Source organism: Amycolatopsis sp. NPDC004378 (assembly GCF_053602455.1).
The window spans coordinates 85,255-104,549 of record NZ_JBSGDR010000001.1; the positions used below are offsets into that span (position 1 = coordinate 85,255).

Here is a 19,295-nt window from a genome sequence, read left to right on the forward strand (position 1 = left end):
AAGGGAGCCGGAGATGCTTCGTCGATTCTTCGCCACGGCGGCGGTCGTGATCGCCGCTTCCGCACTTCTCACGACCCCGGCGGAAGCCGGCACCGGCCGCTACCTCGCGCTGGGTGACTCGGTCGCGTTCGGCTACCGGCCCAACGCGGGCGCGGACTACCTGAACGCGGCCAACTTCAGCGGCTACGCGGAGAAATACGCCGCGCTGCGCGGGCTCCGGTTGGCGAACGCGTCGTGTCCCGGCGAAACGACGGGCAGCCTGTTGGTCACCACCGCGCCGAGCAACGGCTGCGAAAACGGCTACCGGGCGGCGTTCCCGCTGCACGTCGCCTACCCGGGCAGCCAGATCGCCTACGCCGTGCAGTACCTGCGGACCCACCGGGACACCCGGCTGGTGACGCTGACCATCGGCGCGAACGACCTGTTCCTCTGCCGGGACACCACGCCGGACCACTGCACGGGCCCGGACTTCACGGCGGCGCTCGGCCAGGTGAGCCGGAACCTGGCGGCGATCCTCGGCGCGGTGCGCTCGCAGTACCGCGGTGAACTGGTGCTGGTGTCGTACTACTCGCTGGACTACCGCGACGCGGCGCAGGTGGCGCAGGTGAAGGCCCTCGACACGGCGCTGGCCCAGGTGACGCGCCGCTACCACGGCAAGGTGGCGGACGGCTTCACGGCGTTCTTCCTGGCGTCCCTGCGCACGGGCGGCGACCCGTGCGCGGCGGGCCTGCTGGTCAAGCTCCCGGCGGGCGGCTGCGACGTCCACCCGTCCGCGGCCGGCCACCGCGTCCTCGAACTCGCCCTGGCTCACACGGCCTGAACTTCGACACCCATCGCCTCGAGCGCCCGGACCGCCTCCGGATCCGCGTCGGTGTCCGTCACCAGCGCGTGCACCTGGGTCGTCTCACAGATCCGGGCGAACGCCCGGCGGCCCAGCTTCGACCCGTCCGCGACCGCGACGACGCGCTCGGCGCGTTCCACCATCAGGCGGTTGATGCTGGCCTCGCCCTCGTGGTGGGCGAACGCGCCCGCCTCCGGGTCGAAGGCGTCGACCCCGAGGAACAGCAGGTCGATGGTCAGCTCGCTGAGCACGCGGGTGGCCAGCGGGCCGCTCAGCTCGAACGACTGCGGCCGCGCGACCCCGCCCGTGACGACGATCTTGACGTTCGGCCGCACGGCGAGCTCGTGCGCGATGTTCAGCGCGTTGGTGACGACCGTGATGCCCGGCGCGTCCCCGCGTCCGGACAGGTCGGACCGCATGGCGAGCGCCCGCGCCACCCCGGCGGTCGTGGTCCCGCCGTTCAGCCCGACGACCATGCCCTTGGCCGCGAACGCCGCCGCGGCGACGCTGATCCGCTGCTTCTCCGGCACGTGCCGCGCCGTCTTGTAGCGCAGCGGCAGGTCGTAGGCGAGGTCGTTGGCGACCGCGCCGCCCCGGGTGCGCGTCAGCAGCTGCTGTTCGGCGAGGTGGTCGAGATCGCGCCGGATGGTGGCCGCGGAGACGTTCAACTCCGCGGCCACGTCCTCGACGTCGATCTTTTCCCGCTGCCCCAGCATGTCCAGCAGGGTGCTCAACCGTTCGTGCCGGGCCATCTGCGGTACTCCCTAGCTTTGCTTCGCGGCGGTCCAGCGCGCACACGGTTGCGCTGTTGACTACCGTTTCGAGCAGTATGCTGCATCGCCGGTGTCGCCCGCACGCGGCACGCCGGTCAAGGCAGCCGCGCGCCGGTCGCGGCGTCGAACAGGTGCACGGACTCCGGCTGCGGCGCCAGCTTGATCGGCTCGCCCCGCTGCCACGCCGCCATCCCCGGCGTGCGCACGGTCAGCACCTGCTCGCCGGCCCGGCAGTACAGGTACTGGTCGCTGCCCAGCTCCTCCACGACTTCGACCACGGCGTCCCGCCCCGAGCCGATGATCCACCCCTCGGGACGGACGCCCACGACGACACCCGGGCCGGTCAGCGCCGACCGCTGCGCCGGTGTCAACGGCACTTCCAGCTCGGACACCGTGGTCTCGAGCAGGTTCATCGACGGCGACCCGATGAACCCCGCCACGAACACGTTCGCCGGCCGGGAGAACAGGCCGATCGGGGTGTCGCACTGCTGCAGCACCCCGTCCCGCAGCACCGCCACGCGGTCGCCCATCGTCATCGCCTCGACCTGGTCGTGGGTGACGTACAGCGTGGTGATCCCCAGCCGCCGCTGCAGCGAGGCGATCTGCGTGCGGGTCTGGACGCGCAGCTGAGCGTCCAAATTGGACAGCGGCTCGTCCATCAGGAACACGCTCGGCTCGCGCACGATCGCCCGGCCCATCGCGACGCGCTGGCGCTGCCCGCCCGACAACCGCGCGGGCCTGCGGTCGAGGTACGGCGTCAGGTCCAGCAGTTCGGCCGCCGAAGCCACGCGCCGCCGGCGTTCCGCTGCCGGCATCCGGGCCAGCTTCAGGTGGAAGCCGATGTTCTCGCCGACCGTCATGTGCGGGTAGAGCGCGTAGTTCTGGAACACCATCGCGATGTCCCGGTCCTTGGGCGGCAACGCCGTGACGTCGCGCTCCCCGATGTGGATCGAACCGTCGTCGACGCCCTCGAGCCCGGCCAGCATCCGCAGCGTCGTCGACTTCCCGCAGCCCGACGGGCCCACCAGGACCAGGAACTCGCCGTCCGCCACCGCCAGGTCGAGCCCGTCGACCGCCGGGCGGTCGACGCCCGCGTAGAACCGGGTCGTGTCCCGGAAGGTCACTTCCGCCATCGTCTTCCTACTTTCCGGCGCCGAGGGTCAGGCCGGTGATGATCCGGCGGGCGAGCACGAGGTAGAGCACCAGCATCGGGAGCACCACGATCGCCACCCCGGCGATCAGGCCGCCGTACTCCGACTGGTAGCTCGCCGCGCCGTAGAACGTGAACAGCGCGCGGGACAGCGTGAAGTGCGCCTGGTCCTTCAGGAACACGATCGCCAGCAGCGTCTCGTTCCACAGGCCGATCGCGTTCAGCGTCAGCGCCGTGATCAGGCCGCCGCGCGCCAGCGGCAGCATCACCGAGAAGAACGTCCGCACCGGGGACGCGCCGTCCAGCGCGGCCGCTTCCTCCAGCTCGTCCGGCAGGGAGCGGAAGAAGCCGGTCAGGAGGAAGACCGTGAACGGGATCGACAACGCGACGTACAGCACGAACAGCCCGTACTCGTTGTCCAGGTGGATCCGGCTGAGCACGACGAACAGCGGGATGATCACGGTCTGGAACGGCACCCCCATGCCGATCGCGACCACGTTCGTCATCGGCCCGGACCCGCGGACCCCCAGCCTGGTCAGGGCGTACGCGCAGGGCGCCGAAACGGCCACCGTCGCGACCGTGGCGAGGCCGACGAGCACGACCGTCGTCAGCACCGCGTCGCCGAACCCGGCGTTGGTCCAAGCGTAGCTGAAGTTGCGGAACGGCTTGCCGACGTGGAACCACTGGTACGGCAGCGCGAACGGCTTGGTGAAGATCTCCACCGGCGTCTTGAACGCCGCGGTGACCAGCCAGTACAGCACCAGGACGTTGCCGGCGGTGAACAGCCAGACGATCGTGGACCCCAGCAGCCGCAACGGGCTCAGCCGGCGCGCGCCGGGAGCCGGGCGCGGTTTGCGCGGCACCTTCCGCACGCGGACTTCAGAACTGGAGAGCGTCACGGCGCATCACCCGCCTCAGCAGCACGACCAGGATCGACACCAGCGCGATCATCGCCACCGCGCACGCACAAGCGGCGCCGAAGTCGGGCGTGCCGTTCGAGCCGAAGGTCCGGTCGAACACGTAGATCCCCAGCGTCCACGCCTGGTTCGGCGGCGCGTACGTGCCCGGCCCGGCCAGCACGAACACCAGCTCGAAGATCTTCAGCGCGTTGATCGTCCACAGGACACCCGCGACGCCGACGACGTCCCACGTCATCGGCAGCGTGATGTTGCGGAACTTCTGCCACGGCGACGCGCCGCCCAGCTCGGCGTCCTCGTAGAGGTACGGCGGGATCCGGTCGACCGCGGCCATCAGGATCGTGATGTAGAAACCCGAGCTGGCCCAGATCAGCGACGCCGTCACGACGCCGGTCACGTTGGCCGGGGCCAGGAACTTCGCCGCGTCCGCCCCGACGTGCTCCAGCACGTAGTTCGCCAGGCCCTGCTTGCCCGGCTGGTACTTGAACACGAAGCCGAGGAACATGCCCAGTGCCACCGGCGCGACGATGTTCGGGAAGAACAGGATCGCGCGGACGACCTTGCCGCCGCGCATGTCCCGCAGCACCATCGTGAACAGGAACGCCAGCGCGAACGTGCCGATGCCGCCGAGGAAGACGTACACCAGCGTGTTGCGGAACGCGTACTGGAACGAGTCGCTCGCCCACATCCGCGTGTAGTTGGTGACGCCGTTGGGCTGCGGCGTGTCGCCGGCGCCGGCCCAGCTGGTGAAGCTGAGCACCACCGTCGCGAGCGTCGGCAGCACGAGGAACGCGAGGTACAGCGCCAACGCCGGCGCCGCGAAGGGCCAAAACAGCCGTTTCTTGCGGCGCAGGTGCGCGCCACCGGCGTCGCGGGTCTCCGAAACCCGCGGCGCCGGTGCCGTCGTGAGCGTGGCCATCAGCCCTGGCTCTTCCAGAACTCGGCGCCCTTGGCGGCCAGCTGGTCGACGAACTGCTGCGGCGTGAGCTGGCCCTTCAGCAACGCGGTGTCAGCCGGGTCGAAGACGTCGGTCTGCCACTTGCCGCCCGCGATGCCGTCGATCCCGTCGTACTGCAGGACGTGCTCCTTCTTCGGGTCGTCCATCGCCGCCTTGACCTGCTTGAGGTCGCCCGGCACGGCGAGGTCGGCGCGTGGCACGAGGTTGTCGGCCACCGCCGGGATGCCCGACAGGATGTCCTTGCCGAGGAAGTAGGCGATGAACGCCTTCGCGGCCTCGGGGTGCTTGGCCTTCTTGGTCACCGCGAAGCCGATCGACATCTGCTCGACGGTGTCGTGCGTGGCCCCGGCCGGCATCGGGAACTGGAACGAGCCGTAGTTGATCTTCGTCCCGGCGCCCTGCTTGTCCAGGTACTCGCGCGTCTCGCTCGGCGCCCAGGTGCCGACGTAGAGGTAGCGCGAGTCGCCGTCGGCCCAGCGCTGCTGCACCTGCGGGAACTTCGCCGCGTCCCAGCCGTCGATGAAGTACTTCGGCAGCTTCGCGGTTTCCGTGGCGGCCTTGAGGAAGCCGGGGTCGGTCTTCCACGCCTGCCCGGTCCTGTCGGACGCGGCCTTGTTGAGCCCGCCCGCGCCGACGTACCGCTCGGCGAGCTGCGTGAAGAAGTACATGTTGTAGAACGGGATGTCGCCGTCCTGGCTGATCGCGGCCTTGCCGTCGGCCTTCGCCTTGTCGAACAACGCCGTCAGGTCGTCCATCGTCTTCGGCTGCCGCACGTCGCCCGCGGTGTCCTTGTTGAACCACCACGCGCTGGACTGCACGGTGTAGGGGACCATGAAGTTGTGGCCCTCGTGGTCCTTGTTCTGCGGGAAGTCGTACGAGCTCGGGGAAAGCACGTCCTTCACCGTCTTGTCGCCCTCGCCGACCTTCATCGCGAAGACGTCGTCGACGCTCTGCGTGCCGCCGGGCGTCATGATCGCCGCGCCGACTTTGCTGACGTCCTGGTCGAACAGGTCCGGCACGGCGTCGGTGTTGAGCGCGGGCACCAGGTTCTGCGTGTAGGCCTTGCGCCCCAGCCACTGCACGTTCACCTTGACGCCGGTCTTCTCCTGGAAGCACTTGAACGCCTTCTGGAGGACCTTGCCCTGCGGCTCGTCGGCCGTCCACATCGCCCAGTACGTGAACTCCTTGTCCGTGGCCGGTTTGACGGCCGCCTCCGGACAGGGCGCGGCGAGGTACTGGTCGACCCCGGGCAGCGCGTTCTCCCCCGTGCCGCCGCCCGCGTCGGCACCTCCGCCGCAGCCCGCCAGGAGGACGGACGCTCCCACCGCACATGCCATGACTTTGCTTCGCCGCATCCGCCACCACCTGGATCGAGATCGAATATTGCGCATGTTCTGCGCGTTAGTGCGCAGTTTTATGGGCTTTCAAGCATCTGTCAACACAAGAAGCCGCAACAATCGCCGCACTTCGGCGGTCACGGCGTCCCGCCCGGCCCCCAGGTACTTCCGGGGGTCGACGCGTCCGGGGTGCGCGCGCCAGTCTCCCGCCGCGGCCGCGGTGAAGACTTTGTTGAGCTGGGTGGCGATGTTGACCTTCGTCATCCCCGCCCGCACGGCCTCGGCGAGCCCCTCGTCCGACACCCCGGACGAGCCGTGCAGCACCAGCGGCACGGGCACCCGTTCACGCAGCCGCGCGATGAGGCCGAAGTCCAAAGTGGCGTCCCGGGTCAGCATGGCATGCGAACTGCCGACGGCCACGGCGAGCGCGTCGACGCCGGTGGCCGCGGCGAACTCCGCCGCCTCGTCCGGGTCGGTGCGGGCGCCGGGCGCGTGCACGCCGTCCTTGCCGCCGACCTCGCCGAGTTCGGCCTCCACCCACACGCCGTGGTCGTGGCAGAAGGCGGCGACCTCGCGGGTCTCCCGGACGTTGCCGGCGTAGTCCAGTTTGGACGCGTCGAACATGACCGAGCCGAACCCCAGCGCGACGGCCTCCCGCACGAGCTCACGCGACTCGGCGTGGTCGAGGTGCACGGCGACGCGCGCTTCGGCCACCCGGGCCACGGCCAGCGCGGCGCCCCCGATGGGAGCGAGCGCACCGTGGTAGCGCACGGCGTTCTGGCTGAGCTGCACGATCACGGGCGAGTCCGCCTGCGCCGAGCCTTCGACGATCGCGGTGATGTGCTCCAGCTGGATCGCGTTGAAGGCACCACACCCCCGCCGCGCCGCCGCGGCCTCGGCGACGATTTCGCCGGTGGCGACCAGAGGCATCAGGACATCCCTTCCGGCCGGCCGCACCCGGCGGCCGGCCCCCGTTGGTCGAATGCGCCGGAGGGGGTCGAAGCCATCGGGACTCCGCCCCGCGCCGCGGCCGGAGACATCAGGCCTCCCCGCCCGGCCGGACCCGCACCGCGGCCAGCTCCCGGTGGTAGTGCCCGAGGTCGACGTCGCCGGCGAGCGGGCCGAGCACCGCCGCGCCGGACAGGGCGACGGCGCGGCGCAGGATCTCCGGCCACGGCTCGCGGCGGCAGAGCCCGAGCGCGAGCGCCGCGACCACCGCGTCGCCCGCGCCCGTGCTGTTGCCGGCGAGCGGCTTCGACGGTGTCGCGTGCCAGGTGCCCGCGGCCGTGACCGCGAGCAACCCGGCCGCGCCGAGAGACACCACCACGGCGCCCGCGCCCCGCCCGCGCAGCTCGTGCGCCGCCTGTTCCAGGTCGTCGAGCCCGGTCGCCTCGCGCAGCTCGGCGGCGTTGGGCTTGACCACGGCCGGCCGTGCGGCCAGCCCGGCCAGCAGAGCCGGCCCCGACGTGTCCAAAATGGACGTCCATCCGGCGGCCAGCCGCGCGTAGCCGTCGGGCGGCGCGCCCGGCGGCAGGCTGCCGGAGCAGACCAGCACCTCGGGCTCGCGGCGCCGGACGTGCGCGGCCAGCAGCGCCCATTCGGCCGCGGTCAGCCGCGGCCCCGGCTCGTTGAGGAGGGTCACCGAGCCGTCTTCCGCGGAGAGCACGGTGGTCGTCCGGCGTGTCTCGCCGCTGATCGGCACCAGCTCGGCGGGCAGCCCGGCCGAGCCGAGCTCCGCCGCGACCTCGGCCCCGGTCGCCCCGCCCGCGGTGGCGATCGCGCGGACGTCGGCGCCGAGCGCGTGCAGCACGCGGGCGACGTTCACGCCCTTGCCGCCCGCCCGGCGCCGGACGTCGCGTGCCCGGTGCACGGCGTCCGGCACCAGGCTGTCCACTGTGTACGTGACGTCGAGCGCGGCGTTCGGCGTCACGGTGACGATCATGCGAGGACGACGGAGCGCGTCAGGCTGCGCGGGTGGTCCGGGTCCAGGCCCTTGCGCCGCGCGATCGCCCCGGCGACGAGCTGGGCGCGGACCAGGTCGGCGAGCGGGTCGAGCCCGCTCTCGACGAACGTGCCGCCCGCGCGGCGCACGTCCTCGGCCAGCCCGTCCGGTGCGGCGCCGAACATCCACGTCACCCGGCCCGGCTCGCTGATGCTGATCGGGCCGTGCCGGTAGTCCCAGGCCGGGTACGACTCCGTCCACAGCAGGCACGCCTCGCGGAACTTGAGCGCGGCCTCGTTCGCGATGCCGACGGACCAGCCGGTGCCGAGGAAGCTGACCTGCTCGGCTTCGGTGAGCTCGGCGGGCAGCGGCTCGGCCAGCACCCGCTCGGCCTGCGCGACGACGTCGCCGAGGTCTTCGCCCAGGTGCGCGCGCAGCATCGCGAGCGCGGTCGTGGCGAACCGCGTCTGCACGACCGACCGCTCGTCCACGGCGGACAGATCGACGAGCGCGTCGGCGGCGCCCCCGACGGCCTCGGGCACGCCGGTGATCGCGGTGGTCTTCGTCCGCCCGCGCAGCTTCGCGAGCAAGGTGTGCACCTCGGTCGTGGTACCCGAGCGGCTCAGCGCGATCACGTGGTCGTAGGCCCGGCCGACCGGAAACTCGGAAGCAGCGAAGGCATCGGTCTCACCCAGCCCGGCCGTTTCGCGCAGCACGGCGTACGCCTGGCCGACGAACCACGAGGTACCACAGCCGACGACGGCCACCCGCGTGCCCGGAGCCGGCAACTGCCCGCTGTTCGCCGAGGCGAGCGCGCCCGCCTCACGCCAGCAGCCGGGCTGGCTGGCGACCTCCGCCGCCATGAAGGTCCCGCTCATGAACTCCCCATCCGTGCCGGTGTGCGCAACAGGTGTCACGTTAGGTGCAGTTTTGTGCTTCGTCAATCGTCGTATCGCGCAACTTTGTGCATGAGATGCGCGCGCGTGTGCAGCCGGGCGACACACAAGGGGGCGATGTGGGGACGAGGCCGAGCGCGGCGCCGCCACGAAAACGCCACATCAAGCACCTTCACGCACCCACTGCGCACACGAAAAAGGCCACCCTCGACGAGGGTGGCCCACACCAGAACCCAGGCGGTTACCGCGCCTTGCGCCGCCAAAGCCCGGCGACAACGGCAAGCGCCCGCGAGCGGGGCGTCGGCGCGACCACCGGCTCCGGGCCGATCCGGCGGCGCATCCGGTAGGCGAGTTCGAGCACCTCGAGGTCTTCGGGGCGACGTCTGCCGTGGACGTCCGGCCGCAGCATCAGCTCCCCCACCGTGACGGGCTTGCCTTGGGCACGGTGCGCCGTGCGCGCCATCGGGAACCTCCGCTTGAGTGGGCCGACCGGGACCTGATGGCTGCCGATTCTATGAATCGGATTCGGGTTCGTCACCTTACTCGCCAGTTGTGTCCGGTGTGTTCATCGAACCGGCCGGCGAAGGCGTTAGCCTCGCGGCATGATCGCCATCGGGGGCCTCGCCGCGGACGACCGCGCGGCCTGGGAAAACCTTTTCGCCGGCTACAACGCGTTCTACGGCCGGACGCTCGCGCCGGACTTGGTGGACCGCGCGTGGCGGGAATTCGCCCGCGGCGAGCGGATGCACGCGCTCGGGGCCCGGCTCGACGGCGACCTCGTCGGCATCGTGCACTTCTTCACGCACGTCAGCACGACCTCCGCCGACGTCTGCTACCTGCAGGACCTCTTCACCGACGGCAAAGCCCGCGGGCGCGGCGTCGGGCGGGCGCTGATCGAAGCCGTCGCCGGCTGGGCTCGGGCGCAGGGCTGCGTCCGCGTCTACTGGCACACCCAGACCTCGAACACCACCGCGCGCCGGCTCTACGACCAGGTCGCGCTCGACAAGGGCTTCATGCAGTACCAGATCCCGCTCGAACCCTGACGTCATCGGCGGTGACGGCCGCCACCGCCGCAGTGGTGGTGGCCACCCGGGTCGCCGCCGGGACGGCCGCGCGACCAGACCGGGACGTCCGGGATCGCGTGCCGCACCGGTGCCGCCTGTTTCGGCGGTTTCGCTTTCCCAGCGCCTTTCCCGACGATCTTGACCGCTTTCGCGAGCTTTCCGCGATGAGCCGGCGTGCTTGCGGAATCCGATTCTTGATCAGCGCTCGCCGGAGTAATTCCGCCCGCCGCACCGGGCGTCATCACGGATTCCGGAGACACGGCTGGCGCCACGACCGCAGCCGGGGAAGGCAGCGACACCGGCGGTTCCAGGCCGGCCGGGGGCCAGACCGGGCCCGCGCTCCGCTCGACCGGCATCGAAACCGCCGTCGCGACTCCGCCCGTCAGGGCCAGCGCACCGGCGACGACGGAAAGCACCCGCAGCCGGGCCAGGGACCGCACGACCTGCGGTTTCTCCCGGTGCCGCGCCCCCGTGCCGACCGTACCGCGGCGGTCGTGCGCCGCGGCGGACCGGACCAGCAGCTCGGCGACGGTCACCTGCTCGCCGCGCGAAGCCCTCCGTGCCATCAAACCCTCCACCCTGGGCCGACCGGACGCGGCAGTGCGTCCGGTCGGCCGATCATAGGAATGGTCCACGCCGGTGTAAAGGCTCGGTCACCGACCGTTTCAGGCCAGCCGGCCGCCGCCGTCCACGTGCAGCACGGTGCCGGTGACGAACGGGTTCGCCAGTGCCTGGAGGGTGGCCGCCGCGACGTCCGCGGTCGTGCCCACCCGGCGGGCCGGGTTCGCCGCCGCGGTCCGCTGGAAGAGCTCGTCCTTCGCGTCGCCGAGGTGGTCCCACGCGCCGGAGTCGACGATGCCAGGCGAAATCGCGGTGACGCGGACCGGGGCGAGCTCGACCGCGAGCGCTTCCGCGAGGAACGCGACCGCGCCGTTCGCCGTCGCCATCACCGTGCGCCCGGGCGCCGGCCGCCACGCGGCGACGCCGGAGAACAACGCGACAGCGCCGCCGTCGCGGAACCGCGGCGCGAATTCCCGGGCCAGCACCAAGGGCCCGATCACCTTCGCGTCGAAGGCCTTCGTGACCGCGTCGCGGTCCAGCGCCGCCAATGGCCCGTTCGCCGGTGCGGACCCGAGCGTCACCAGGTAGTCGAGTTCGCCGACTGCACCGGCAAGCGCTTTCAGCGACGATTCGTCCCCCAGATCCGCGAATGCGGTGCGAATACCGGGAACGTCGATCCCCGCCGGATTCCGCCCGGCCAAGATGACTTCGGCCCCCGCCGCGTGCGCGTCCGCCGCGATCCGGCGCGCGATCCCCGAACCGCCGCCGACGACCACCAGCCGCTTTCCCTCGAACGACATTTCCGTGCTCCTTTCGTCTCGCACACCGGGTTCAGCGCCGCGCGACGCCGGAACAGTCCCGGCGCGATCCGAATGTTTTCGATGGCTGCGATAGAATCGGCGAATGCCTACCCTGCGCGCGCTCGAGTGCCTGGTCGCGGTGCTGGACGCGGGGTCGATCACCGAGGCGGCCGCGCGGCTGCACCTGTCGCAGCCCGCGTTGTCCCACCAGATCGGCGCGCTGGAGCGGGAATTGGGCACCCCGGTGCTCGAGCGACTGCCCCGCGGGGTCCGCCCGACCGCCACCGGCCGGGCCGTGGTCGCGGACGCGCGGGCGGCGCTGGCCGCCGCCGACCGCGTGGTCCGGGCCGGGCGCGCGGTCGCCGCCGGCGGCGAAGGCACGCTGCGGATCGCCTGCGCGGAGAGCATGACCGCCGGGCTGCTCGCCCCGGTGCTGCGGGCCTGGCACCGGCACCGGCCCGGCGTGCTGATCACGCTGACCGAGACGACGAGCGCGGATGCGCTGGTAGCGGCCTTGGAAACGGGCGAAGCGGACGTCGCCGCCGGGCCACGGCCGAGCCGGTGGAGCGGGCCGGCCGAGCTGGTCGGGCGCGAAGAGATCGTCGTGGCCCTCACCGCCGATCACCCGCTCGCCACCCGGACGGCGGTACCCGTCACCGAGCTGGCCGACGTTCCGGTGGTGCACTACCACCCGGACAACGGCCTCGGCGGCTGGCTCGACGCGGAGGTCGCACGGCACGGAACCGTGCTGACGGCGGTGATGCGGACGAAACAGGCCGCGACGGCGGCGCAGCTCGCGGCCGCCGGACTGGGCGTGGCGCTCGTGCCGACGACGGCGCTGACCCGCACGTTCGCCGGGGCGCTGCGGCGGCTGAAGCCCGCACTGCACCGCGACGTCGTCACGTTCACCGCGACGCCGTCGGATTCGCTCGTCCGGCGGTTTTCCTCGGACGTTCGGCAGCGGGGCATCACTGTCCCGCCATCGCTACTGGACAAACTCTCCTGAGCGTGCCGTTAAGTCCTGGTGAATCTGACAGATTCCCGACGAAGGTTTTGTGCCATCAGGACGAACTTCTCGCGCACGCCCGGATTTTGCTGTCGTGTTCGCCAAACTTCCGTTCCATCGGATAGTTTGCTCGTACCGGTCAGTACCGGTGGGTGAAGGCCGATCGGGTGAGGCGATCAGCGCGAGATCGAGGGAAGCGGGGACGACCATGCCGAAGCACCGGCCACGTCGCAAGAGCACGCGTTCGGTCCGGCGGACCGCGGCCGCGCTCGCCGGCGGCGCGCTCGTCGTGCTGCCCGCGCTGACCGCCGGTGTGCCCGCGCAGGTCGTCATCGCCGGCGCCGGTGACACGCTCCCCGACCAGGCCGCGCCGCTGCGGCAGCCGGACATCGTGATGCCGCCGGTCGCCGTCGACGGCAGCCTGCCCCAGCCGCCGCTGCCGACCCCGCTGGTCGTGCCCGGCGGGCGCGCCGGCTCGGCGGGCATCTCCGGCCCGCTCGGCATCCCGGCCAGCATGCTCAAGGCGTACCGGAACGCGGCCGACATCCTGGCCAAGGAGCAGCCGAACTGCCACCTCGACTGGGCGCTGATCGCGAGCATCGGCCGGATCGAGTCGAACCACGCCCGCGGCGGGTACGTCAACGCCAACGGCGACACCCTGGAGCCGATCCTCGGCCCGGTGCTCAACGGCGCCGGCGCGTTCGCCGCGATCCCGGACACCGACGGCGGCAAGTACGACGGCGACGCGGTGTGGGACCGCGCGGTCGGCCCGACGCAGTTCATCCCGTCGACGTGGAAGGGTTACGCCTCCGACGGCAACGGCGACGGCGTCTCGAACCCGAACAACATCTACGACGAGACCCTGGCCACCGCGCGCTACCTGTGCTCGGGCGGGCTGGACCTCTCGACGGACGCGGGCCAGCGCCTGGCCGTGCGCCGCTACAACAACTCCCAGTCCTATGTGGACACGGTAATGGCGTGGGCCGCGGCCTACCGCGGCGGCGTGGCGAAGCTGCCGGACAGCGACGTGCCCATCGGCACGCCGAACGCCCCGGACGCGGCCGCCGCCGGTGCCCCGGTCGGCGTCCCCGCGCCGCCGGCACCCCCGGTGACCGCCCAGCCGCCGGGCTCGCTGCCGGGCACGTCGACCTCGCCGACCACCACCACGCCGTCGTCGAGCACCCCGTCGACCACGCCGGGCACGCCGACCACCGACCCGACGACGCCGCCGCCGTCCTCCACCACCACGCCGCCGCCGTCGACCACGACGACGACCCCGCCGCCGGCCACGACCTCGAGCACCACCCCGGCCGGCTCGGCGAACACGCCCACCGAGACCAGCTCGACCACCACCAGCACCAGCGCGACGGGGTGAGCCCGGTGGAGCCGTTCCTGGTGCACATCCGCTGCGACACCGACGGCTACACCCACGCCGTCACCGAAGACGAGTTCGCGGCGGGGCGGCGCGACGGCCGGTTCCTCGCCGTCTGCGGGCACATCGTGCTCGCGGCCCCGATGATCGAGGCCCCCGGCCGGTTCGACCCCCTGTGCCGGGACGCCCTGCGCGGCGACGTCCCCGCCGAACCCGCGGTACCCCGCCAAGAACGCCGGCGCTCCCGCTGGCGCACCCGGCGCTGACGTCGTCAGCGGTGATCCGGGTGCTAACCCGAATTGCCGCTCACGAGGGCCTGGATGCCGTCGAGCATGCGGTTCAGGCCGAACTCGTAGGCCGTCTCGCCCTGGGCCTTCGCGCTCTCGTCGAAGCCGCCGCCGAGCCAGATCCGGTTCATCGCCGGGTGCGCGTCGACCACGAAGTAGTTCTCCCAGAACGAAGAGCGCTGGTGCCACCAGGCTTCCGTCGACTGCCCGGTGCTGCGCTCGAGGCGGGTGTTCTCCGCGCCGAGCGCGGCGTTCGCGTCGACGTACGTGCCGATCCCGTTGGCCGCCGCGACGGCCTGCGGCGGCGCCAGCCCCAGACCGTCCATTATGGACAACAGGTACTCCTGCCCGGCCAGCTGACCGGGCCCGAGCGGCGGCCGGACGCGCGAAACCTCGCACAGCCACGGGTGGTTCCGGTACGCCTCGCGGGTTCGCTCGGCGTACAGGGCCACCTGCGCGCGCCAGTCGCCCGGGCGCGGCTCGCCCGGGCCGGGCAGCCGCCGCTCGACGAGCACGTCGTCGACCATCAGGTCCACCAGCTCGGCCTTGCCGGGGACATACGTGTACAGCGTCATCGTGCCGGCGCCGAGCTCCTTGGCCACGCGGTGCATCGACGCGGCGGCCAGGCCGTCGGCGTCCGCGACCGCGATCGCCGCGGCGACGATCCGCTCGATCGTCAGCGTCGGGCGACGGCCCCTGGTCGGCTCGGCGGCACCGCCGCGGGCGCGCCAGAGCAGCGCGAGCGTCCGGTCGACATCATCGGCGCCAGTGCGTTCGGCGGTCATGCGCTCCCCTCGCTCCCCCACCCGGATCCTACCCGGGCCGGCCGTCCCACCTGGCATTCTGGAGACATGACCGGACGCAAACCGCCCAAGGTCTCCTTCCGCTGGTGGGTCGACCGGCAGATCGACGAGGCCCGCGACCGCGGCGAGTTCGACGACCTGCCCGGCACCGGGAAGCCGCTGCCGAAGCCGACCGGCAACGACGCGGCGACCGACTGGGTGCTGCGTCAGGTCCGCGCCGGCGGCCACGACACGAAGGCGTTGCTGCCACCCGCGCTCGCGCTCAAACGCGAAGTCCAGGACCTGCCGGCCCGGCTCGCCGGGGAGCGGACCGAGCGGCAGGTGCGGGACGTCGTCGAGGACCTCAACACGCGGATCCGGCAGGCCTACCTCAACCACCACACCGGGCCGCCGCTCACGGTGGCGCTGGTCGACGTCGAAGAGGCGGTCGAGGACTGGCGGCGCTCACGAACCACGTCGTAGCAACGCGCGTTCGGCCGCCGTCCACGCCGTCGTCGTGAGCAGGTAGATCCCGGCCGCCTGCGGCACGACCAGCGTCGCGAGCACCGTGCCGTAGGGCAGGAACCGCAGCCACCTGCCACCCGGGACTTCGGCGTCGCGGGCCTGCCGGCGGACCGTGAACCACGCGACGACGGCGAGCCCGGCCGCGATGGCGAACACGAGCGGGCTGCCGGCCAGGCCGTGCGCGCCCAGCGGCGTCCCCAGGAAGGTCGCGCCGAGCAGCGAATTGGGCTCGCCGCCGATGGTGGCCGTGGTGAAGAGCCGGTACATCACCATGAAGAACGGCAGCTGCAGCAGCAGCGGCAGGCAGCCGGCGAACAGCGAGTTCCCGGACTCCTGCTGCAGCTTCGTCATCTCCACGGCCAGGCGGTCCCGGTCGCGGCCGTGCTTGGCCTGCAGCGCCTTGATTTCCGGCATCAGGGCGGCCCGGGCCCGCTCGCCGCGGGCGGCCGACCGGGCGAGCGGGTGCAGCAGCAGGCGCACGCCGAGGGTGAACAGGACGATGGCCAGCGCGGTCGAGAGCGGGCCGGTGAGCGCGTGGATCAGGTGGTACGCGCCCTCTACGGGCACGTCGAGAAAGCCGAACATGGGCAGCACTCCGCTTGAGTGGAAGGTACGGGGGGTGAGCGGAATGGCTGCGTCGAAGTGGTTCCTACGCAGCCGTGCTGCGGGAACCGGGTGCTCGGGGCCTGCTGCGCCCCGGGGCTCCGGGATCGCGGAGGCGGATCGCCTCGGCGCGCCGGGCCCGGCGGCGCAGCGCCGTGACGCGGCTGCGCACCGGCGCCGACCACAGGGCGAGCTCGCTGCGCTGGGTGCTGCCGACCAGCAGCACGACCAGGAGGCTCGCGGCGGCGAGGGAGGCGAAGGCGACCAGGGCCGTCGGGCCGGTCAAGGCGGGGAACGCCAGCTCGAGCAACGTGGTCACGGCAGTCGTCCCCCTTCCTCGCGCTCCAGGGTAGCGGAAAGTGCTAACAGCCCGATGGGCTGTAACCTGGTTCGATGAGAGGCCAACTCGTCGTCGTGCCGATCCTGGCGATGCTCCTGCTCTTCGGCGTGCCCTGGTGGACGCTCGTCCTCGCGCCGGACTGGGGCACCGCGGGCACGATCGCCGGCACGGCGATCCTGGCGTCGGGCCTGGTCGCCATGCCGGTCGCCATGGTCCGCGGCCACGGCAAGCGGCAGCGCGACGGCGCCGCGCGGCTCGGCGACTCGCTGCTCGCCGTGATCTGGGTGCTGTTCACCTGGTCCATCCTCAGCCTGGTGCTGCGCGTCGCGCTGCTGGGCGTCGACGACCCGGCGCGGTCCCGGGTGGTGGCGGGCGCGACCGTGCTCGTCGCGGCCGGCCTGCTCGTCCACGGCAACCGCGTCGCCATGCGCGTGCCGCCGGTGAAGGCGACCGACGTCGTCATCCCGCGGCTCGGCCCGGGCCTCGACGGCCTGCGCGTCGCGATCCTGACCGACACCCACTTCGGGCCGCTCGACCGGACGAAGTGGTCGGAGCAGGTCGTCGCGGCGGTGAACGCCCTCGAAGCCGACGTCGTCTGCCACGCCGGCGACCTCGCCGACGGCGCGGTGGCCAAGCGCCGCAAGCAGGTCGACCCGCTCGGCGGCGTCCAGGCGGCACTCGGCCGGTTCTACATCACCGGCAACCACGAGTACTTCGGCGAAGCCCAGGCCTGGCTCGACCACATGGCCGGCCTCGGCTGGGACACCCTGCACAACCGCTCGACGCTCCTGGAGCGCGGCGGCGACCGGATCCTGTTCGCGGGCATCGACGACCCGACGGGCGCGTCGTCCGGCCTGCCCGGCCACGGCCCCGACCTGGCCGCGGCGCTCGACGGCGTCCCCTCGGACGTCCCGGTGGTGCTGCTGGCGCACCAGCCGAAGCAGGTCCGCGAAGCGCGCGAGGCGGGCGTCGACCTGCAGATCTCCGGGCACACGCACGGCGGCCAGATCTGGCCGTTCCACCTGCTGGTGCGGCTCGACCAGCCGACGCTGTCCGGCTTGACGCGGCACGGCCCGACCCAGCTGTACAACAGCCGGGGCACGGGGTTCTGGGGGCCGCCGTTCCGCATCTTCGCGCCCAGCGAGATCACGCTCCTGACTCTGCGCCGGGCCTGACCCAAGCGTCGTGGAAGGACCTCCACGGCGGTCGCCCATCCGACAAATTTTTTTGTCTTGACAGCTTGAGTAGTCGGGTATCAAGGTGGTCGGCATGACCACCACAGCGCTTCCCCCGCGGACCGTCCCGGCCACCCGCACGCTCCTGACCTGCGGCATCCTCGCCGGGCCCGTCTTCGTCGTCACCGGCGTCGTCCAGGGCCTGACGCGCGCCGGGTTCGACTTCACCCGGCACCCGGCCAGCGTCCTGGCCAACGGGTCGCCCGGCTTCGTCCAGATCGCGAACTTCGTCGTCACGGGCCTGCTGACGATCGCCGCCGCGGCCGGGATCCGGCGCGCCCTGCCCGGGCGCTGGGGGCCGAGACTCCTGACGGTCTACGGCGTGAGCCTGGTGTGCGCGGGCCTGTTCCGCGCCGACCCGCAGGACGGCTTCCCGCTCGGCACGCCCGCCGGGCCGCCGTCGCCGGTCAGCTGGCACGGCACCCTGCACTTCGTCGCCGGCGGCGCCGGCTTCCTCGCCCTGGTCGCGGCCTGCTTCGCGATCGGCTCGCACCTCACGCCGGCGCGTGCCCGGTACTCGCGGATCAGCGGGTTGCTGTTCCTGGCGGGCTTCGCGGGCGTAGCGTCCGGATCGGCGAGCCCGGCCGTCACACTCGGTTTCTGGGTGGCGGTGGCGATCGCCTGGACCTGGCTCGCCACGACGTCCGCCCACCTGCTCCCGCGAGGAGAATCCCGATGAGCACGACGGTTTCCGCCGACGGCACCCGCATCGGCTACACCCGCGCCGGGTCCGGCCCCGCGCTCGTCCTCGTCGACGGCGCGATGTGCTACCGCGGCTCGTCCCCCAACGACGCGCTGGCGAAGGAGCTGGCCGCGCGCTTCACGGTGTACACCTTCGACCGCCGCGGCCGCGGCGAGAGCACCGACACCGGGCCGTATTCGGTCGAGCGCGAGGTCGAAGACGTCGCCGCGCTCATCAAGGAAGCGGGCGGCGAGGCGTTCCTGTTCGGCATCTCGTCGGGCGCGGCGCTGGCGCTCGAAGCGGCCAGGACGCTCCCGGTGCCGAAGCTGGCGGTGTACGAACCACCGTTCGTCGTGGACACGAGCCGCCCCCGCGTCCCACCGGACTACCCGACGCGGCTCGCTTCGGCGTTGCAGGCGGGCAACCGCGGCGAGGCGGTCAAGATGTTCATGACCGAGGGTGTCGGCCTGAGCGGCGTGACGGTGGCGCTGATGCGGATCATGCCGTTCTGGTCGAAGCTGAAGCGAGTGGCCCACACGATCCCGTACGACACGGCCCTGATGGGCGACCACCAGTCGGGCAAGCCGCTGCCGCCGTCGGGCTGGCCGGAAGTCCCGACCCTGGCAGCGGACGGCGCCCGAAGCCCGGCCTGGATGCGCAACGGCGTCTCATCGCTGGCGAAGGTCCTGCCATCGGCGGAATACAGGACGCTGCCGGGCCAGACGCACATCGTGAAGGCGGCGGCGCTGGCCCCGGTGCTGACCGAGTTCTTCCTCGGTTAGGCGACGACCCGCACCCAGACGGGAAACGGCGGCGGCGAGACCTCTTCGACGGCCCCCGGCTCGAGGTCGGTCCACGGCACGAAGCCGGGGCTCCCGTCGGCGAGGAACTCCTCGACGATCGGCGCCAGCTCGCCGACCGGCTCGTACTCGGCCCCGAACAACAACTCGCCGGGCCCGAGCGACGTGAGCGAGGCCTTGAGGGCGCCGACCTGCTGGTCGTGCCAGACGTAGAACGTCACGGGCCCGCCAGGACGCAGCCGGACGTCGAGCGAACGCGCCACCGCTTCGAACGCGGCGACCACCGCGTCGGCAGCCAGCCCCGCTCGTTGCTCGGGTGAAGCCCCGAGGTGCCAGGTGTTCTGCCTCGACTCGGCCAGGTGGTCCGCCGGCTCGATCAGGAACTCCTCGCCGGCCAGCTCGGCGATCGCATTCAGCACCAGGC

At 72.1% G+C, this 19,295-nt stretch carries 24 protein-coding genes; 9 read left to right on the forward strand and 15 right to left on the reverse strand.

Features of this window, described 5'->3' with window-relative positions; translation table 11 throughout:
- Window positions 1-13: 13 nt before the first annotated feature.
- Window positions 14-820: an SGNH/GDSL hydrolase family protein gene (locus ACWEN0_RS00380; RefSeq protein ID WP_451967561.1), complete on the forward strand. Its 807-nt coding sequence runs from the start codon at window positions 14-16 to the stop codon at window positions 818-820.
- Here the strand turns inward: ACWEN0_RS00380 and ACWEN0_RS00385 are convergent.
- The 9 genes from ACWEN0_RS00385 to ACWEN0_RS00425 form a co-directional block, all read right to left on the reverse strand.
- A complete protein-coding gene (locus ACWEN0_RS00385; RefSeq protein WP_451967562.1) occupies window positions 808-1,593 on the reverse strand; it encodes a DeoR/GlpR family DNA-binding transcription regulator in 786 nt (261 codons plus the stop codon). The genes ACWEN0_RS00380 and ACWEN0_RS00385 overlap by 13 nt on opposite strands.
- Before the next feature lie 116 nt (window positions 1,594-1,709).
- Window positions 1,710-2,747 (reverse strand): ABC transporter ATP-binding protein, encoded by a 1,038-nt coding sequence (locus ACWEN0_RS00390; protein WP_451967564.1) that lies wholly within the window; start codon window positions 2,745-2,747, stop codon window positions 1,710-1,712.
- A 7-nt stretch (window positions 2,748-2,754) separates the two neighbouring features.
- Entirely contained in the window at window positions 2,755-3,663 is a 909-nt protein-coding gene (locus ACWEN0_RS00395) for a carbohydrate ABC transporter permease (protein ID WP_451967565.1), read from the reverse strand.
- Window positions 3,644-4,600: a carbohydrate ABC transporter permease gene (locus ACWEN0_RS00400; protein WP_451967567.1), complete on the reverse strand. Its 957-nt coding sequence runs from the start codon at window positions 4,598-4,600 to the stop codon at window positions 3,644-3,646. The genes ACWEN0_RS00395 and ACWEN0_RS00400 overlap by 20 nt, the downstream gene beginning before the upstream one ends.
- The gene (locus ACWEN0_RS00405; protein WP_451967569.1) at window positions 4,600-5,964 is read right to left on the reverse strand and encodes an ABC transporter substrate-binding protein; all 1,365 of its coding nucleotides are present in this window, start codon (window positions 5,962-5,964) and stop codon (window positions 4,600-4,602) included. The genes ACWEN0_RS00400 and ACWEN0_RS00405 overlap by 1 nt, the downstream gene beginning before the upstream one ends.
- 99 nt (window positions 5,965-6,063) lie before the next feature.
- On the reverse strand, window positions 6,064-6,906 hold the full coding sequence (locus ACWEN0_RS00410; protein ID WP_451967570.1) for a class II fructose-bisphosphate aldolase: 843 nt from the start codon (window positions 6,904-6,906) through the stop codon (window positions 6,064-6,066).
- A 109-nt stretch (window positions 6,907-7,015) separates the two neighbouring features.
- A complete protein-coding gene (locus tag ACWEN0_RS00415) occupies window positions 7,016-7,918 on the reverse strand; it encodes a 1-phosphofructokinase family hexose kinase (RefSeq protein WP_451967571.1) in 903 nt (300 codons plus the stop codon).
- Entirely contained in the window at window positions 7,915-8,796 is an 882-nt protein-coding gene (locus tag ACWEN0_RS00420; RefSeq protein WP_451967573.1) for an SIS domain-containing protein, read from the reverse strand. Before ACWEN0_RS00420 ends, ACWEN0_RS00415 begins: the two co-directional genes overlap by 4 nt.
- A gap of 259 nt (window positions 8,797-9,055) precedes the next feature.
- Entirely contained in the window at window positions 9,056-9,277 is a 222-nt protein-coding gene (locus ACWEN0_RS00425) for a hypothetical protein (protein ID WP_451967574.1), read from the reverse strand.
- A gap of 139 nt (window positions 9,278-9,416) precedes the next feature.
- On the opposite strand from ACWEN0_RS00425, the gene ACWEN0_RS00430 reads away from it, so the two are divergent.
- Complete coding sequence (locus ACWEN0_RS00430) at window positions 9,417-9,857, forward strand: GNAT family N-acetyltransferase (protein WP_451967575.1); 441 nt, start codon at window positions 9,417-9,419, stop codon at window positions 9,855-9,857.
- Between the two features lie 2 nt (window positions 9,858-9,859).
- Here the strand turns inward: ACWEN0_RS00430 and ACWEN0_RS00435 are convergent, their stop codons facing one another.
- On the reverse strand, window positions 9,860-10,444 hold the full coding sequence (locus ACWEN0_RS00435) for a hypothetical protein (RefSeq protein ID WP_451967577.1): 585 nt from the start codon (window positions 10,442-10,444) through the stop codon (window positions 9,860-9,862).
- Window positions 10,445-10,543: 99 nt separating this feature from the next.
- A complete protein-coding gene (locus ACWEN0_RS00440) occupies window positions 10,544-11,239 on the reverse strand; it encodes an SDR family oxidoreductase (RefSeq protein ID WP_451967579.1) in 696 nt (231 codons plus the stop codon).
- Between the two features lie 103 nt (window positions 11,240-11,342).
- Between ACWEN0_RS00440 and ACWEN0_RS00445 the strand changes: the two genes are divergently transcribed.
- The 3 genes from ACWEN0_RS00445 (at window position 11,343) to ACWEN0_RS00455 (ending at window position 13,883) form a co-directional block, all read left to right on the forward strand.
- A complete protein-coding gene (locus ACWEN0_RS00445) occupies window positions 11,343-12,245 on the forward strand; it encodes a LysR family transcriptional regulator (RefSeq protein WP_451967581.1) in 903 nt (300 codons plus the stop codon).
- A 208-nt stretch (window positions 12,246-12,453) separates the two neighbouring features.
- Window positions 12,454-13,620, forward strand: a complete 1,167-nt coding sequence (locus tag ACWEN0_RS00450; protein WP_451967582.1) for a lytic transglycosylase domain-containing protein — start codon at window positions 12,454-12,456, stop codon at window positions 13,618-13,620.
- A gap of 5 nt (window positions 13,621-13,625) precedes the next feature.
- Complete coding sequence (locus ACWEN0_RS00455) at window positions 13,626-13,883, forward strand: hypothetical protein (protein ID WP_451967583.1); 258 nt, start codon at window positions 13,626-13,628, stop codon at window positions 13,881-13,883.
- A 23-nt stretch (window positions 13,884-13,906) separates the two neighbouring features.
- Here the strand turns inward: ACWEN0_RS00455 and ACWEN0_RS00460 are convergent, their stop codons facing one another.
- On the reverse strand, window positions 13,907-14,689 hold the full coding sequence (locus ACWEN0_RS00460; RefSeq protein ID WP_451967585.1) for a TetR/AcrR family transcriptional regulator: 783 nt from the start codon (window positions 14,687-14,689) through the stop codon (window positions 13,907-13,909).
- A 66-nt stretch (window positions 14,690-14,755) separates the two neighbouring features.
- Here ACWEN0_RS00460 and ACWEN0_RS00465 point away from each other — a divergent pair, with 66 nt between their 5' ends.
- Window positions 14,756-15,169, forward strand: a complete 414-nt coding sequence (locus ACWEN0_RS00465) for a DnaJ family domain-containing protein (protein WP_451967587.1) — start codon at window positions 14,756-14,758, stop codon at window positions 15,167-15,169.
- On the opposite strand, the gene ACWEN0_RS00470 is transcribed toward ACWEN0_RS00465, so the two are convergent.
- Entirely contained in the window at window positions 15,152-15,796 is a 645-nt protein-coding gene (locus ACWEN0_RS00470) for a YidC/Oxa1 family membrane protein insertase (RefSeq protein ID WP_451967589.1), read from the reverse strand. The genes ACWEN0_RS00465 and ACWEN0_RS00470 overlap by 18 nt on opposite strands.
- A 64-nt stretch (window positions 15,797-15,860) precedes the next feature.
- The gene (locus ACWEN0_RS00475) at window positions 15,861-16,133 is read right to left on the reverse strand and encodes a DUF6412 domain-containing protein (protein ID WP_451967591.1); all 273 of its coding nucleotides are present in this window, start codon (window positions 16,131-16,133) and stop codon (window positions 15,861-15,863) included.
- A 74-nt stretch (window positions 16,134-16,207) separates the two neighbouring features.
- On the opposite strand from ACWEN0_RS00475, the gene ACWEN0_RS00480 reads away from it, so the two are divergent.
- The 3 genes from ACWEN0_RS00480 (at window position 16,208) to ACWEN0_RS00490 (ending at window position 18,853) form a co-directional block, all read left to right on the forward strand.
- Window positions 16,208-17,329, forward strand: coding sequence for a metallophosphoesterase (locus tag ACWEN0_RS00480; RefSeq protein ID WP_451967593.1), 1,122 nt, complete (start codon window positions 16,208-16,210; stop codon window positions 17,327-17,329).
- A 94-nt stretch (window positions 17,330-17,423) separates the two neighbouring features.
- Window positions 17,424-18,068, forward strand: a complete 645-nt coding sequence (locus ACWEN0_RS00485; protein ID WP_451967595.1) for a DUF998 domain-containing protein — start codon at window positions 17,424-17,426, stop codon at window positions 18,066-18,068.
- On the forward strand, window positions 18,065-18,853 hold the full coding sequence (locus ACWEN0_RS00490) for an alpha/beta fold hydrolase (protein ID WP_451967597.1): 789 nt from the start codon (window positions 18,065-18,067) through the stop codon (window positions 18,851-18,853). Before ACWEN0_RS00485 ends, ACWEN0_RS00490 begins: the two co-directional genes overlap by 4 nt.
- Here ACWEN0_RS00490 and ACWEN0_RS00495 read toward each other — a convergent pair.
- Window positions 18,850-19,290 carry a hypothetical protein gene (locus ACWEN0_RS00495; protein WP_451967599.1) on the reverse strand — a complete coding sequence of 147 codons (441 nt, stop codon included), beginning with the start codon at window positions 19,288-19,290 and terminating at the stop codon, window positions 18,850-18,852. The two genes, ACWEN0_RS00490 and ACWEN0_RS00495, sit on opposite strands and share 4 nt — an antisense overlap.
- Window positions 19,291-19,295: the final 5 nt, after the last annotated feature.

Excerpts from the sequence above, each read along its gene's own strand:
- ACWEN0_RS00445 (WP_451967581.1), top strand. The coding sequence starts at position 11,343 with ATGCCTACCCTGCGCGCGCTCGAGTGCCTGGTCGCGGTGCTGGACGCG.
- ACWEN0_RS00415 (WP_451967571.1), bottom strand. The coding sequence starts at position 7,918 with ATGATCGTCACCGTGACGCCGAACGCCGCGCTCGACGTCACGTACACA.
- ACWEN0_RS00440 (WP_451967579.1), bottom strand. The coding sequence starts at position 11,239 with ATGTCGTTCGAGGGAAAGCGGCTGGTGGTCGTCGGCGGCGGTTCGGGG.
- ACWEN0_RS00385 (WP_451967562.1), bottom strand. The coding sequence starts at position 1,593 with ATGGCCCGGCACGAACGGTTGAGCACCCTGCTGGACATGCTGGGGCAG.
- ACWEN0_RS00380 (WP_451967561.1), top strand. The coding sequence starts at position 14 with ATGCTTCGTCGATTCTTCGCCACGGCGGCGGTCGTGATCGCCGCTTCC.
- ACWEN0_RS00470 (WP_451967589.1), bottom strand. The coding sequence starts at position 15,796 with ATGTTCGGCTTTCTCGACGTGCCCGTAGAGGGCGCGTACCACCTGATC.
- ACWEN0_RS00450 (WP_451967582.1), top strand. The coding sequence starts at position 12,454 with ATGCCGAAGCACCGGCCACGTCGCAAGAGCACGCGTTCGGTCCGGCGG.
- ACWEN0_RS00430 (WP_451967575.1), top strand. The coding sequence starts at position 9,417 with ATGATCGCCATCGGGGGCCTCGCCGCGGACGACCGCGCGGCCTGGGAA.
- ACWEN0_RS00485 (WP_451967595.1), top strand. The coding sequence starts at position 17,424 with ATGACCACCACAGCGCTTCCCCCGCGGACCGTCCCGGCCACCCGCACG.
- ACWEN0_RS00465 (WP_451967587.1), top strand. The coding sequence starts at position 14,756 with ATGACCGGACGCAAACCGCCCAAGGTCTCCTTCCGCTGGTGGGTCGAC.
- ACWEN0_RS00425 (WP_451967574.1), bottom strand. The coding sequence starts at position 9,277 with ATGGCGCGCACGGCGCACCGTGCCCAAGGCAAGCCCGTCACGGTGGGG.
- ACWEN0_RS00490 (WP_451967597.1), top strand. The coding sequence starts at position 18,065 with ATGAGCACGACGGTTTCCGCCGACGGCACCCGCATCGGCTACACCCGC.
- ACWEN0_RS00435 (WP_451967577.1), bottom strand. The coding sequence starts at position 10,444 with ATGGCACGGAGGGCTTCGCGCGGCGAGCAGGTGACCGTCGCCGAGCTG.
- ACWEN0_RS00480 (WP_451967593.1), top strand. The coding sequence starts at position 16,208 with ATGAGAGGCCAACTCGTCGTCGTGCCGATCCTGGCGATGCTCCTGCTC.
- ACWEN0_RS00460 (WP_451967585.1), bottom strand. The coding sequence starts at position 14,689 with ATGACCGCCGAACGCACTGGCGCCGATGATGTCGACCGGACGCTCGCG.
- ACWEN0_RS00410 (WP_451967570.1), bottom strand. The coding sequence starts at position 6,906 with ATGCCTCTGGTCGCCACCGGCGAAATCGTCGCCGAGGCCGCGGCGGCG.
- ACWEN0_RS00420 (WP_451967573.1), bottom strand. The coding sequence starts at position 8,796 with ATGAGCGGGACCTTCATGGCGGCGGAGGTCGCCAGCCAGCCCGGCTGC.
- ACWEN0_RS00390 (WP_451967564.1), bottom strand. The coding sequence starts at position 2,747 with ATGGCGGAAGTGACCTTCCGGGACACGACCCGGTTCTACGCGGGCGTC.
- ACWEN0_RS00400 (WP_451967567.1), bottom strand. The coding sequence starts at position 4,600 with ATGGCCACGCTCACGACGGCACCGGCGCCGCGGGTTTCGGAGACCCGC.